At 63.9% G+C, this 13,545-nt stretch carries 11 protein-coding genes; 6 read left to right on the top strand and 5 right to left on the bottom strand.

All coding sequences use genetic code 11. From position 1 onward, the window contains the following. Positions 1 to 136: 136 nt before the first annotated feature. The 5 genes from KXR72_RS19210 (at position 137) to KXR72_RS19190 (ending at position 3,775) form a co-directional block, all read left to right on the top strand. Complete coding sequence (locus KXR72_RS19210) at positions 137 to 1,648, top strand: RNA polymerase factor sigma-54 (protein ID WP_437422697.1); 1,512 nt, start codon at positions 137 to 139, stop codon at positions 1,646 to 1,648. A gap of 80 nt (positions 1,649 to 1,728) precedes the next feature. Next, entirely contained in the window at positions 1,729 to 2,037 is a 309-nt protein-coding gene (gene hpf / locus KXR72_RS19205) for a ribosome hibernation-promoting factor, HPF/YfiA family (RefSeq protein ID WP_437422696.1), read from the top strand. A 6-nt stretch (positions 2,038 to 2,043) separates the two neighbouring features. Further along, positions 2,044 to 2,508: a PTS IIA-like nitrogen regulatory protein PtsN gene (gene ptsN / locus KXR72_RS19200; protein ID WP_437422695.1), complete on the top strand. Its 465-nt coding sequence runs from the start codon at positions 2,044 to 2,046 to the stop codon at positions 2,506 to 2,508. 128 nt (positions 2,509 to 2,636) lie between these two features. Then, a complete protein-coding gene (gene rapZ, locus KXR72_RS19195; protein WP_437422694.1) occupies positions 2,637 to 3,494 on the top strand; it encodes an RNase adapter RapZ in 858 nt (285 codons plus the stop codon). An 8-nt stretch (positions 3,495 to 3,502) separates the two neighbouring features. Then, positions 3,503 to 3,775, top strand: coding sequence for an HPr family phosphocarrier protein (locus tag KXR72_RS19190; protein ID WP_437422693.1), 273 nt, complete (start codon positions 3,503 to 3,505; stop codon positions 3,773 to 3,775). Between the two features lie 127 nt (positions 3,776 to 3,902). Here KXR72_RS19190 and pmbA read toward each other — a convergent pair whose 3' ends face one another. Then, positions 3,903 to 5,249 (bottom strand): metalloprotease PmbA, encoded by a 1,347-nt coding sequence (gene pmbA / locus KXR72_RS19185; RefSeq protein WP_437422692.1) that lies wholly within the window; start codon positions 5,247 to 5,249, stop codon positions 3,903 to 3,905. A 109-nt stretch (positions 5,250 to 5,358) separates the two neighbouring features. On the opposite strand from pmbA, the gene yjgA reads away from it, so the two are divergent. Further along, a complete protein-coding gene (yjgA, locus tag KXR72_RS19180) occupies positions 5,359 to 5,880 on the top strand; it encodes a ribosome biogenesis factor YjgA (protein WP_437422691.1) in 522 nt (173 codons plus the stop codon). Between the two features lie 43 nt (positions 5,881 to 5,923). Here the strand turns inward: yjgA and tldD are convergent, their stop codons facing one another. Genes tldD through rng form a run of 4 tightly spaced genes read right to left on the bottom strand, consistent with a single transcriptional unit; the run spans position 5,924 to position 13,543 of the window. Further along, positions 5,924 to 7,366, bottom strand: a complete 1,443-nt coding sequence (gene tldD / locus KXR72_RS19175; protein WP_437422690.1) for a metalloprotease TldD — start codon at positions 7,364 to 7,366, stop codon at positions 5,924 to 5,926. Between the two features lie 2 nt (positions 7,367 to 7,368). Then, the gene (locus KXR72_RS19170) at positions 7,369 to 8,214 is read right to left on the bottom strand and encodes a carbon-nitrogen hydrolase family protein (RefSeq protein ID WP_437422689.1); all 846 of its coding nucleotides are present in this window, start codon (positions 8,212 to 8,214) and stop codon (positions 7,369 to 7,371) included. Between the two features lie 30 nt (positions 8,215 to 8,244). Beyond that, the gene (locus KXR72_RS19165) at positions 8,245 to 12,036 is read right to left on the bottom strand and encodes a YhdP family protein (RefSeq protein WP_437422688.1); all 3,792 of its coding nucleotides are present in this window, start codon (positions 12,034 to 12,036) and stop codon (positions 8,245 to 8,247) included. Positions 12,037 to 12,085: 49 nt separating this feature from the next. After that, positions 12,086 to 13,543: a ribonuclease G gene (rng, locus tag KXR72_RS19160; protein WP_437422687.1), complete on the bottom strand. Its 1,458-nt coding sequence runs from the start codon at positions 13,541 to 13,543 to the stop codon at positions 12,086 to 12,088. Positions 13,544 to 13,545: the final 2 nt, after the last annotated feature.

Genomic DNA, 13,545 nt, shown 5'->3' with positions numbered 1-13,545 from the left:
TTCAGGAGACGTCGCGCCCAAGGGCTAGGCAAAGGCTTCGCCAGCAGGCATATAATTTGCTTCCTCTGGCGCCCAAGCCGCCAACAGTCGGAACAGGCGCGGTTGCGCCGGCAAACAAGGTTCGAAGTCCTCTGCCATGAAACCATCGCTAGTCCTGAAGATGGGCCAGCAGCTGACGATGACACCGCAGCTGCAACAGGCCATACGGTTGCTCCAGTTATCCACGCTCGATCTCCAGCAGGAGATTCAGGAAGCGCTGGATTCCAACCCCATGCTGGAACGCGAAGAGGATGGGGATGATTTCGAGGGCTCGGACGTAATGGCCGAGTCGATCGAGACCCAGACGGACAATGCTTCGACGCCCGAACCGAACGGCGCGGACAGCCGTTATGAAGAAACCGTCAGCACCGCCGAACACGCCGATGAAGGCGATTGGGGCGACCGCATCCCTGACGAATTGCCCGTCGACACCGCTTGGGAAGACATCTACCAGACCAGCGCCAGCAACCTGCCGAGCAGCGATGACGACGACTGGGACTTCACCACCCGCACGTCCGCTGGTGAGAGCTTGCAGAGCCACCTGCTCTGGCAGTTGAACCTTGCGCCCATGAGCGACACCGACCGGCTCATTGCCGCCACCCTGATCGACTGCATCAACCCGCAGGGCTACCTCGAGGAAACGCTCGAAGAAGTCCTGGAGTCGTTCGATCCAGAACTGGAAATCGAGCTCGACGAAATCGAAGTGGTGCTGCGCCGCATCCAGCAGTTCGAGCCCGCCGGGATTGGCGCCCGGGACCTGCGCGAATGCCTGCTTCTGCAGCTGCGCCAGCTGCCTGAGCGCACGCCCTGGCTGACCGAGGCAGTACGCCTGGTGAGCGATCACCTGGATATCCTTGGCAACCGCGACTACGCGCTGCTCATGCGCCGCATGAAGCTCAAGGAGGACGAGCTACGCCAGGTCGTCGACTTGATCCAGACGCTTAATCCGCGCCCCGGTTCGCAGATCGAGGCGAGCGAACCCGAGTACGTCGTGCCGGACGTCATCGTACGCAAGCACAACGACCGCTGGCTGGTCGAACTCAATCAGGAAGCGATGCCTCGTCTGCGAGTCAACGCGCAGTATGCCGGCTTCGTCAAACGCGCCGACTCCAGCGCCGACAACACCTTCATGCGCAACCAGTTGCAAGAGGCGCGCTGGTTCATCAAGAGCCTGCTCAGCCGCAACGAGACGCTGATGAAGGTTGCCACGCAGATTGTCGAACACCAGCGCGGCTTCCTCGACCATGGCGACGAGGCGATGAAGCCGCTGGTCCTGCATGACATCGCCGAAGCGGTGGGCATGCACGAGTCGACGATTTCCCGCGTGACCACTCAGAAATTCATGCATACCCCACGCGGCATCTACGAGCTCAAGTACTTTTTCTCCAGCCACGTCAGCACCGCGGAAGGCGGCGAATGCTCGTCCACCGCGATCCGCGCGATCATCAAGAAGCTGGTCGCCGCGGAAAACCCGAAAAAGCCGTTGAGCGACAGTAAGATCGCTGGTTTACTGGAAGAGCAGGGCATCCAGGTAGCACGCCGTACCGTCGCAAAATACCGTGAGTCACTGGGTATCGCGCCGTCCAGCGAGCGCAAGCGGTTACTGTAGATACCGGGTGATCCGGCCGAATCTCTTACGCTGGCGAACCTCTGGTCCGCCAATCCGCACGTGGCAAAAGGAGATGCAGTATGCAAGTCACTATCACTGGCCTTCACCTTGAAGTTACCGAGCCCCTGCGTGACTACCTCGAGGAAAAGTTCGAACGGCTGGAACGGCATTTCGACCGCATCATCAACGTTCAAGTGATCCTTCAGGTCGAGAAGCTCAAGCAGAAGGCCGAAGCCACCCTTCATGTCGCCGGACGCGAAGTTGTTGCCAACGCCGAGCACGAAGACATGTACGCCGCCATTGACCTGCTTGCCGACAAGCTCGACCGCCAGCTCATCAAGCACAAAGAAAAACAGCTCGACCACAGCCAGGGTGCCCTAGCCCGCTAGCCCATCATGATCCGACTCGAAAATATCCTGACCCCCGCACGTTCCTTGGTGAACGTGCCGGGCGGCAGCAAGAAACGCGTCCTGGAGCAAATCGCCAAGGTGATTGCCCGGGATCTCCCCGACCTCGACCCGCAAGCCATCTTCGAAAGCTTCGTCGCCCGCGAGAAGCTCGGCTCCACCGGATTCGGCAACGGCATCGCCATCCCGCACTGTCGCATGACCGGCTGCACCTCGCCCTTAAGCGCGGTGCTGCACCTGGGCGCACCGGTGGATTTCGATGCGATCGACGGCGCACCGGTTGACCTGCTGTTCGTCCTGCTCGTACCCGAAGCAGCGACAGATGAACACTTGGAGCTACTGCGCCAGATCGCCAGCATGCTTGACCGCGACGACGTCCGCGAGCGCCTGCGCAGCGCCTCGACGTCCGAATCGCTCTACCAGACGGTGGTTGACATCCAGAGCGGCCAATAACGCCGGAGCTGCGCATGCAGGCCAGCGAGAAGTGAGGAACGAGACGTGCCCAAGACCTGCCACCGCTCGCGACACCGACGCCGTTCGGCCCAGGCCGTGCACCAAAGACCCCGCCGGAAGAACGCGCCATGCGCCTGATCATCGTCAGTGGCCGCTCCGGCTCCGGCAAAAGCACGGCGCTCGACGTGCTCGAAGACAACGGTTTCTACTGCATCGATAATCTGCCGGCGGGGCTGCTTCCCGAACTGGCAGAGCGCGCCTTCCTGCACACGGAATTACTGCAACCCCAGGTCGCCGTCTCCATTGACGCTCGCAATCTGCCGAGCCAGCTCAAGCGCTTTCCCGAGCTGCTCGTCGAGGCAAGAGCCCGACACATCCAGTGCGACGTGCTCTACCTGGACGCAGCTGATGAAACGTTGCTCAAACGCTTTTCTGAAACACGCCGCCGTCATCCGTTGACCACCGAGCGACGCTCGCTGGCCGAGGCCATTCGCGACGAAGAAAAGCTGCTCGCCCCGATCATCGACCATGCCGATCTCAAGATCGACACGACGCACCTGAATCTCTACCAGCTGCGCGACACGCTGAAACTGCGCCTACTGAACAAACCTGAGCCGGGGACCGCATTTCTTTTCGAATCCTTTGGATTCAAGCGCGGCATGCCCGTCGATGCCGACGTCGTGTTCGATGTTCGCTGCCTGCCAAATCCTTATTGGAAGGCCGAGCTGCGCGACTATTCCGGACTCGACCAACCCGTGATCGACTACCTCGCGCAGCAGGCCGACGTGGAGGAGATGTTTCAGGATATCCATGCTTATCTCAGCAAATGGCTGCCCCGCTTCGCTGCCAGCAATCGCGCCTATGTCACGGTCGCGATCGGCTGCACCGGCGGGCATCACCGCTCGGTGTATCTGGCTGAGCGACTGTGTCAGGCGCTGCGCGAGCCTCTGAAAAACGTCCAGGTCCGCCATCGCGACCTGGTCTAGGAAGAACCATGCCAGTCTGCGATATCACCATCGTCAACAAACTCGGGCTACATGCCCGGGCCGCCGCCAAGTTCGTCGGGGTCGCCAACCAATTCCCCTGCGACATCCGTATCGGCCGCTGCCCCGACACCGTGGTCGACGGCAAGAGCATCATGGCTGTGATGATGCTGGCGGCGAGCAAGGGCACCACGCTGCACATGCGCACCGAGGGCGACCAGGAACACGAGGCGATGGACGCACTGGTCGCGCTGATCGAAGACTACTTCGAGGAAGGCGAATAGCAGCACCGGAGCTCGTAGCCAGACCGTGGCGTTGCTGCGGCTTGGTCAACGTCCAATTGCCGCTGCACGCCAGAGCATGCAGGGTTTGCCCTCTGGCGTGTCACGCCACCCAAATCGCTTGGTTCGATTAGCTTCCCGCGACCTTCATCCGTTCGATCAGCACCGAACCTGTGTGGATACTGCTTCGGGTTTCGATGTCACGACCCACGGCGACGATCTGCCGGAACATGTCGCGCAAATTGCCGGCGATGGTGACTTCCTGCACTGGGAATTGAATCTCGCCGTTCTCGACCCAGTAGCCACCCGCGCCGCGGGAGTAGTCGCCCGTCACCAGATTCAAACCCTGCCCCATCAGCTCTGTCACTAGCAGGCCGCGGCCCATACGCCGAATCAGTGCTGCCTGATCATCATCGCCGTGAGTCACGAACAGATTGTGCACCCCTCCCGCATTCGCCGTGCTGGGCAGGCCCAGCTTGCGACCCGAATAGGTGCTGAGGACATAGAAAACAAGCTGGCCCTTGTCCACGAACGGCTTGGCATAGGTCGCCAAGCCGTCGCCGTCGTAGCCCGCACTCGCCAGCCCGCGCAACAGATGCGGCCGCTCGTCGAGGCTCAGCCACTCGGGGAACAACGTCTGGCCCAATGCATCCTCCAGATAGGAGGCCTTGCGATAGAGGTTGCCGCCGGAAATAGCGGACAGGAAATGGCCAAACAGCCCGGTCGCCAGCTCCGCAGAGAACAGCACGGGCACATCGCAGGTCGGCACCGGTCGCGCGCCCAGACGCCGCACGGCACGCTCCGCCGCCCGCCGGCCGATGGAGTCAGCCGAGGCCAGCTCGCTGGCGACGCGATTGACGTCATAGTGATAGTCACGCTGCATTTGCCCGTCGGCCTCGGCGATCATCACGCAGCTGAGGCTATGGCGGCTGCTGCAATAGCCGCCGACGAAGCCATTGCTGTTGCCATAGCCGCGGATGCTGCGATGCGTACTCAAGCTGGTGCCGTCGGCGTTATGGATGCGTGGGTCCGTGGCGAACGCTGCAGCCTCGCAAGTGAGCGCCAGCTCGACGGCCTCGTCTGGCGCGATCTGCCAGGGGTGATAGAGGTCCAGGTCCGGCAGGTCGCGGGCCATGCGCTCGGCGTCGGCAAGGCCTGCAAAGCTGTCTTCGGAGGCGTGCCGGGCGATCGCCAGGGCGGCCGAAACGGTCTCCCGAATGGCTGCCTCGCCGCTGCCAGTGGTGCTGGCCGAGCCCTTGCGCTGGCCCAGGTACAGGGTGATGCCGAAGCCCTGGTCACGGTTGAACTCGACGGTCTCGACCTCGCGCTGGCGAACGGTCGTCGACAAGCCCTGCTCCATCGATACCGAGACCTCACACGCCGTGGCGCCCTGCGCCCGAGCCTCATCGAGGATGCGCTGAACCCGCTCGCGCAACGCCGGCAGTGCCTCCGGGCCAATCCCCTCAACGTCTGTCATAACACACTCCAAAACCCTGATACATGGATGTCGCAGCCGCCGCGACCCGCCTGCCACGGGCGGCTGGGGCTGCTGTTATCATGGCGGCATTTCCCATTGGATGCGCCCCATGTCTGATATTTCCGACCTCGACGATTTCGAGGAAAAAAGCAAAAGCCAGGTCAAGCGCGAGATGCACGCGCTGCAGGAGTTGGGTGAGCGCCTGACCGCGCTCAAACCGGATGTGCTTGACCGCCTGCCGTTGACGGATGCGCTGCGCAAGGCGCTCGACGATGCGCCGAAGCACAAGGCCCATATCGCGCGCAAACGTCACCTGCAGTACATCGGCAAGCTCATGCGTGACCAGGACGTCGACGCCATCATGGCGCTGGTCGACCAGCTCGACGCCTCGACCCGGCAGTACAACGAGCGTTTCCATGCCCTGGAGCGCTGGCGCGACCGTTTGATCGCCGGCAATGATGAAACGCTCGAGGCGTTCGTCGCGGAGTACCCCGAAACCGACCGCCAGCATCTGCGCGGGCTGGTGCGTCATGCCCAGCACGAGGCCGCTCGCAACAAACCGCCAGCGGCGAGCCGAAAAATATTCAAGTACATACGCGGGCTGGACGAAACGCAGCGCGGGTTGCGCTAAGCCTGACGCACGGCGCGGCAACAAAACCACGCGCCGGCGGCCGTCAGGCGCCCGTACCCCCTACGGTAATTCCGTCGATCTTGAGCGTCGGCTGGCCGACGCCAACCGGCACCGACTGGCCGTCCTTGCCACAAGTCCCGACCCCGCTGTCCAGGGCCAGGTCGTTGCCGACCATCGATACCTTGTTCATCACATCCGGGCCGTTGCCAATCAACGTGGCGCCTTTGACCGGCGCTGTGATCCGCCCATCCTCAATGAGGTAGGCCTCGCTCGTCGAAAATACGAACTTGCCACTGGTGATGTCCACCTGCCCGCCGCCGAGGTTGGCGCAATAGATGCCCTTCTTCACCGAGCGGATGATTTCTTCGGGGTCGCTCTCGCCAGCCAGCATGTAAGTGTTGGTCATACGCGGCATCGGCAAGTGCGCATAGGATTCGCGCCGCCCATTGCCCGTCGGTGCTACGCCCATCAGTCGTGCGTTGAGCTTGTCTTGCATGTACCCCTTGAGGATGCCGTTTTCGATCAGCGTGGTGCATTGGGTCGGCGTGCCCTCGTCATCGACGCTGAGGGAACCGCGGCGGTCGGCCAGGGTGCCGTCGTCGACGATGGTGCAGAGCGTCGACGCCACTTGCTGACCCATGCGCCCGCTGTAGGCCGAACTGCCCTTGCGGTTGAAGTCGCCCTCCAGCCCATGGCCAACCGCTTCGTGAAGCAGCACGCCTGACCAGCCGGAACCCAGCACCACGGGCAGCGTGCCCGCCGGAGCCGCCACCGCCTCGAGGTTGACCAGCGCCTGGCGCAGGGCCTCGCGTGCGTAACCCATGGCGCGATCTTCCTGAAGGAAGTGATCGTACCCGGTGCGGCCGCCGCCACCCTGGCCGCCGCGCTCGCGCCGGCCGTTCTGCTCGACGATGACACTGACGTTGAAGCGCACCAAAGGGCGAATGTCGGCCGCCAAGGCACCGTCCAGGCCGGCCACTAGCACGTGATCCCAGACGCCAGCCAGGCTGACCGTCACCTGTTTGATCCGTGGGTCGAGCGCGCGCGTGGCGACATCGATGCGCTTAAGGAGCTCGACCTTTTCTGCACGCCCCATGCCGTCGAGCGGGTTGTCCTGGCCATAGAGCGGCGCGAAGGAAGCCCTCGAAAGCACGCCGACCCGCGCCTGCTGGCCGCTACGGGCGATGGACCGGGCAGCCTCGGCAGCCTGGCGCAGCGCATCGGCATTGATGGCGTTGCTGTAGGCGAAGCCCGTCTTCTCACCGGATAACGCGCGCACACCGACGCCCTGTTCGATGTGAAAGCCGCCCTCCTTGACGATGCCATCCTCCAGCACCCAGGACTCGGTCACCTGATCCTGAAAATACAGATCCGCCGCGTCTATACCCGGCCCGGCGAGTTCGCCGAGCAGCCCCGGCAGGTCGTCGAGCCCCAACCCACCAGGGGTTAGCAGGCGTTCGGTAACGGGCAACAGCAATTCACTCATATCTACTCCAATGTGCCAGAAGCCATGCAGGGGGCGCGGAAGCGGCGGTGCTCCATCAGCGGCATACGCCGGCGGGCCGCATGCTGGGCCGAGACGTCGCGCGCGGCAACCAACGCGGCCTCGCCCGTGTCACGCTGAGCGATGACCTGCCCCCAATGGTTCACGATAGCCGAATGACCATGGGTCAGACGACCGCCGGGGTGTTCGCCACCCTGTGCTGCGGCCAGCATATAGCATTGCGTCTCGATGGCTCGCGCTCGAATCAACATGTCCCAGTGCGCCCGACCGGTGACCGAGGTGAACGCCGAGGGTGCGCTGATCAGCTCCGCGCCGGCCAACCGCAACGCGGTGTAGAGCTCTGGAAAGCGCAAGTCGTAGCAGACCGTCATGCCCAGCCGGCCGAAAGGGGTGTCTGCCACCACAATGCTCTCACCCGCCGCGTAGTGGTCGGACTCGCGATAGCAGCCTCGCGCGTCGTTCACTTCGGCATCGAACAGATGCAGCTTGTCATAGCGCGCCACGCGCTGGCCGAGGGCATCGACCAGCAGCGAGCAGGCGCGAACCTTGCCCTGCGGTTGGTCGTCGGGCGGTAGGGGCAGCGTACCGGCGACGAGCCAGATACCGAGCTCGGATGCCGTCTTGGCCAGCCAAGGCAAAATTGGGCCACACCCCAGCGCCTCGTCCCGCCCAACCCGGGCGGGATCGGGGTGGCCCATCGCGGCGAAGTTTTCCGGTAGCACGGCCAGCCGCGCCCCGGCGACCGCGGCCTGCTCCAGCAAGCGGCGCGCCGTGGCGAGGTTGCTAAGGATGTCGGCCTGGCTGGCCATCTGGATCACGGCGAAGGTCATTGGGCACCAGGTTTTAACGTCAACGGCCGGTCAGTTGGGGTTCTCGAAGGGCCGGTCGAAGGAGATATCCGGCGACTGCCAAGGCCCTTCGACGCGATACTGCACGGTGGCAAAGCGAGCCACCTTGTCGCCGAGCAGCTTGTCCGCCACGAACAGCGCGCCACCGATGGCAGGGGCACCGACGATCAGCGCCGCCAGTGGCAGGTTATTGCTCACCGGCAGCGTAACCAGCAGTTTCGCATCGATGCGGTCATTGGCCATGTCCAGCTGCCCTTGCAATTCCAGGTTGCTGGATGGACCGGTGACCTTGAGCGGCTCGCGCGTGGTGAACAGCCCGTCCGTGGCCATCAGGTCGGCGGTGATCGTGTCGTAGCTGAGGCCTTTACTGAAAAGATCGGAGAAATCCAGGCGCAAGCGCCGGCCAATCGAATCGAAATTGAGCAAGCCGAACACCCGCAGTGCCTGCGCACTGCCGTCGACCTCGCGCAATTGCCCCTTGCGCAGCTTGCCCTTCATCTCGCCAGACAGCCGCCCGAATCCGAAAAACGCTGGCGAGCCCGGCCAGGTGCCATCGACGGAGGCGGTAAAGGACTCGCTGGTGGTCGATGGCGCGAAGCCCCATGCCCGGAGCACATCGGCTAGGTTGCCCCCTTCCAGCGTTCCCCGATACCAGCTCCGCTGGCCCGCCCAACCGCCCTGTCCGGACAGCGTGATACCACGAAGCCCTAGGCTCAGGTCGCTGAACGCCACGCCCCCTTCGGCCGGCCGCATTTTCAGCGACCAGGGGCCTAACACGGCATCACCCTGGTAAACCTGGTCGATGGCGATGTCCACCGGTGGCAGGCCGCTCGGATCCACGCCCGCGAGCGGGTCGCGCAGCGGTGACTCCGCCGCGGCGGGATCGGCGGCGGGGAAGCGCAGATGCGACAGGTCAAGCTGGATCGGCTCGCTGCTGGCATCCGCCACACGTACCTCACCCGCAATGGTTTCGCTGCCCAGCCCCAGGGACCAACCTGCCGCGAGTCGCTTCAAATCGATTTCGAGCGCCGCGATCTGTGTGCCGAAGCCCTTGAAGTGGCCAATATCGAGCTGCACGCGTCGCAGCAGCGAGGCGGCGCCCTCGTCCTCCTCGGCCCTGCCGAAGGCGTCGCGCAGCGCCATCCACTGATCGGCGTCGACGCGCTCCAGCCTGCCTCGCACCGCCAGCCCGGGCTCGCTGACCTGGTTCGCCGCACCGCCCCCTAACACCAACTCTCCGCCGCCCTCGAGCAACCGCCCCGTAGGCCCGCTGAATGCCAGCGCCGCCAGATCACCATGCTTGAGGCTCACACGCTGGGTGTCGCCGCCAAGCGACAGGCGCAGCGTGGTGCCCCGTCTCTCTTCCTTCGTTTTGGCAAAGGGCGCCGGCAGGTCAAGCTGCGTGCCGAGCAACGACGAATCCAGTTGCAACCGGTTGTCAGAACCTCCGAGCGACAAGGCCAGTTGCACCGGAATGTCTCCACTGACGGGCAGCGGTCGCACGATCCCTTGCCAGTCCAGGAGCGATTGCACGGCAACGCGGGCGGTCGCCTGGATACGTGTCGCCGGGCTACCGGACGCTCCGGTGGCGCTCGCCGAGCCGGTCCAAGGCGCCCCCAGGGCGCGGGCCTTAATGTCTGTGCCACTGAGGCCTCGCTCGGTGTCGTAGCGGAAGCTTCCGCCGACGCTGTCGAACTGCAGGTCCGCCTGATCGATATAGAGCGAAGCATCCCGCGTGCTGAAATCGACCTTCGCTTTGGGCGGTGTACCCTGGGCAAGCGGTATATCCAGCTGAAGACCGGCAGTCAGCGGGCCGTCACCCGTCCAGCCGCCGAACAACTCGGCGGTGCCGATCGGCGCCTCCTGCAACAGGGTCAGGGCATCCCGAACGCTGCCGTCCACCATGCCGTGGATAGCCAGCCGCGGGGTGCCGCCATCGGACCGGTGCGGAATCTCGGCGAGCGCGTCATGCACGCGACTGTCCAGCATGCGCCCTTCCGCCAGGCGCACCCGCACGCCACTGTCCTCGATGAGCACCTCGCCACGCGCGTCTCGAAGCAGCGGCCAGCCCGGCTGGAACGCCAATTCGGCGTCACGCACCTTGAAGTACAGACCGAGGCTGCGCGCTTCTTCGGGTGCGCCCCGGCTGATCGAGCCCTGATACTCGAAGTAACCTTGCTCGACGGTACCGCCGCGGATGGCTGTTTGCAGCCACTCGGCGAGCGGCGCGCTGAGCGCAGGCGACCGCGTCGGCAGGTATTTGGAGGTAAAAGCCGCATCGCCGTCCCGCATACCGACGCGCAGGTCCATATAGTCGTCGAGCGCCGGGTCGCGCATCAGCCGGATCAGGAAATCGCCGGCGATCTGCCCTTCCTCGCCCTCGACCTGCAAATAGGGCGCGGCCAACGTGAAGGCCCGCTCGTCGAGCGTCCAGCGCAGGCTGCCCCGGCTACTCCGGTAGCGCCAGGGCTCGCCGAACAGCTGAGCCAGGTGCAGGCTGAAATCACGGTTGTCGAAGCGCAACTCACCACCGCCCAGATCACCTTGCACCAGCCCACTCACATTACGCACCGATGGAATCCAGTGGTAATCGGCGATACCCACCGCGTCGAGGTTGCCTGCGAAGCTCAGGCGCTTGTCCCCGGTTTCTCCAGGCCGATAGTCGAGCTGCACATTGCGTAAGGTGCCTTCGGGCGCAAGCGCCTCGAGATAGGTCCCGACCGCTTCCGGAAGAGGGGCGAGGTTTTGCACAAGCGAGGCCAACGGCGCTAACGGAATGTGGTCGACAGAGACCCGCCAGTCGTCACCATCATGGTGAAGCAGCGCCCGGGTTTCGCGCCAACGGCTATCACCCAGGTCGAACGCCAGGCCGTCGACCTGCAACTGGTAGCCCTGGGGCTGGCGGTCAAGGTAGGCATTAACAGCCAGATCCTCGATTCGCAGGGGGTCGTGCTCGGCACGCGCAAGCTCTGCGGCTGGCACGTTCAGGCGCGCCACCGCCCGAGAGACCCCCTGATCGCGCCAGTCGAGCCAGAGTTCGCCACCGCCTTGCAAATGCTCGACGTGCACGCCAGCCAGGCCTGCCGGCAGCCAGGCGGCCCAGTCACTTTGCGGCAGGCTGACATAGAGGCTCGCCCGCGCCTCACGCCAGTGCGCCGGCGCAACCTCAGCATCCGCCCGCAGCGCCAGCGGCTGACCGTCGGGCAAGAGCAGGCGCCCGCCTAGACTGAATTCGTCGCCACGGCTACGCAGTTCGAGGTCGGTATAGCTCAGGGTCAGCGGTGCGGCATCCTGAGCCTGGACGGTAACCTGGCTGTCGAGCAGCGACAGCCTGCGAATCGTCTGCAGTTCGGCCAGGATCCGGTCCGGCGCCATGCCCTGATCACCTTCGCGGGCAGGCATGCCAACCAGGCGCCAACCATCGTCCGCTTCCACCAGGCTCAAGTGAACCCCAACGAAGGTCACCGAAGCCAGCTGCAGCCGGCGAGACCACAGGCTATCGGCGAGGTCGGGCACGACCGCCAGCGAATCCAGCCGGACAGCCCCCTCGCCTTCTCCGAGCTGCACTTCATGCGCGACCAGCCGGGGGGCGAAGCCTTCCCAGCGCCCTTCCAGGCGCCCGAGCGTCACGGGAGTGCCCAACAACGCCTGCGCCTTGCTCTCGGCTTCCGCCCGATACTCGGCGACCAGGGGCACCAGTTGCCGACCCAGGCTGACATAGAGCGCAGCCAGGATCATGCCGACCGCAGCGAGCCACAGGCAGCGCCGCGACAGCGCGAGCAACAGGACGGGGAGCCGGCTCATGCGAATGCGCTCCGATCATCCGGGCCGAGATGGCCTGGCGTGCATCTATTCAGAGCAGCACCACGTCGTACTGTTCCTGCGAATACATCGTCTCGACCTGGAATTTGATCGAGCGGCCGATGAAACTTTCCAGGTCCGCCACGTTGCCGGACTCTTCGTCCAGCAGCCGGTCGATCACCTTCTGGTTGGCCAGCACGCGGTACCCTTCGGCCTGGTAGGCACGTGCCTCGCGCAGAATCTCGCGGAAGATTTCGTAGCACACCGTTTCTGGCGTCTTCAATTTGCCGCGCCCGTGGCAGCACATACAGGGTTCGCAGAGGACCTGCTCGAGGCTTTCGCGGGTGCGCTTGCGCGTCATCTGCACCAGCCCGAGCTCGGTAATGCCGATGATATTGGTCTTGGCATGATCGCGTTCGAGCTGCTTCTCCAACGTGCGCAGGACTTGTCGGCGATGCTCTTCGTCCTCCATGTCGATGAAGTCGATGATGATGATGCCGCCGAGGTTGCGCAGCCGAAGTTGCCGCGCGATGGCGGTCGCCGATTCGAGGTTGGTCTTGAAGATGGTTTCTTCTAGGGTGCGATGGCCGACGAACGCGCCGGTGTTGACGTCGATGGTCGTCATCGCTTCCGCCGGGTCGATGACCAGGTAGCCGCCTGACTTCAGCATGACCTTGCGTTCGAGGGCTTTCTGGATCTCGTCCTCGACGCTGTACAGGTCGAAGATTGGACGCTCGCCAGGATAGTGTTCGAGGCGATCGCCCAGTTCAGGCATCAGCTCGGCGACGAACTGCCGGACCTTCTGGAAATTTTCACGCGAGTCGATGCGGATCTTCTCGATGCGCGGGTTGACCAGATCACGCAGCGTTCGCATCGCCAGTGTCAGGTCTTCGTAGATGACCGACGGCGAGGCGGCGGTCTTCATCTGGCCGTCAATCTGCTCCCAAAGCCGGCGCAGGTACCGGATATCCATCAGGATCTCGTCACTGCCGGCCCCCTCGGCTGCCGTGCGCAGGATAAAGCCGCCGGCCTCCTTGATACCCTCGGTCGCGATGCACTCCATCACCACCTGTTTAAGCCGCTCACGCTCGGCTTCGTCTTCGATTCGCAAAGAGATCCCGACATGACTGGTGCGAGGCATGTAGACGAGGTAGCGCGAGGGTATCGACAACTGGGTGGTCAGGCGCGCGCCCTTGGTGCCGATCGGATCCTTGGTCACCTGCACCACCAACGCCTGCCCCTCGTGAACCAACGCACTGATCGGCTCGACAGCGTTGCCTTCGCGGGAGGAAATCTCCGAGGCATGGATGAACGCAGCGCGCTCTAAACCGATGTCGACAAACGCCGCCTGCATGCCAGGCAACACCCTGACGACCTTGCCTTTGTAGATGTTGCCGACGATGCCGCGGCGCTGCGTGCGCTCGACGTGGACTTCCTGCAGGACGCCGTTTTCGACCACCGCCACCCGCGACTCCATGGGCGTGATGTTCATCAGGATTTCTTCGCTCATTG

This window comes from Stutzerimonas chloritidismutans (genome assembly GCF_051486945.1).
Taxonomy (GTDB): domain Bacteria; phylum Pseudomonadota; class Gammaproteobacteria; order Pseudomonadales; family Pseudomonadaceae; genus Stutzerimonas; species Stutzerimonas chloritidismutans_B.
This window is presented reverse-complemented; position numbering and strand designations above follow the sequence as displayed.

Bases quoted from the DNA above. Each gene is read 5' to 3' on its own strand.
- KXR72_RS19210 (WP_437422697.1), top strand. From the start codon at position 137: ATGAAACCATCGCTAGTCCTGAAGATGGGCCAGCAGCTGACGATGACA.
- hpf (WP_437422696.1), top strand. From the start codon at position 1,729: ATGCAAGTCACTATCACTGGCCTTCACCTTGAAGTTACCGAGCCCCTG.
- ptsN (WP_437422695.1), top strand. From the start codon at position 2,044: ATGATCCGACTCGAAAATATCCTGACCCCCGCACGTTCCTTGGTGAAC.
- rapZ (WP_437422694.1), top strand. From the start codon at position 2,637: ATGCGCCTGATCATCGTCAGTGGCCGCTCCGGCTCCGGCAAAAGCACG.
- KXR72_RS19190 (WP_437422693.1), top strand. From the start codon at position 3,503: ATGCCAGTCTGCGATATCACCATCGTCAACAAACTCGGGCTACATGCC.
- pmbA (WP_437422692.1), bottom strand. From the start codon at position 5,249: ATGACAGACGTTGAGGGGATTGGCCCGGAGGCACTGCCGGCGTTGCGC.
- yjgA (WP_437422691.1), top strand. From the start codon at position 5,359: ATGTCTGATATTTCCGACCTCGACGATTTCGAGGAAAAAAGCAAAAGC.
- tldD (WP_437422690.1), bottom strand. From the start codon at position 7,366: ATGAGTGAATTGCTGTTGCCCGTTACCGAACGCCTGCTAACCCCTGGT.
- KXR72_RS19170 (WP_437422689.1), bottom strand. From the start codon at position 8,214: ATGACCTTCGCCGTGATCCAGATGGCCAGCCAGGCCGACATCCTTAGC.
- KXR72_RS19165 (WP_437422688.1), bottom strand. From the start codon at position 12,036: ATGAGCCGGCTCCCCGTCCTGTTGCTCGCGCTGTCGCGGCGCTGCCTG.
- rng (WP_437422687.1), bottom strand. From the start codon at position 13,543: ATGAGCGAAGAAATCCTGATGAACATCACGCCCATGGAGTCGCGGGTG.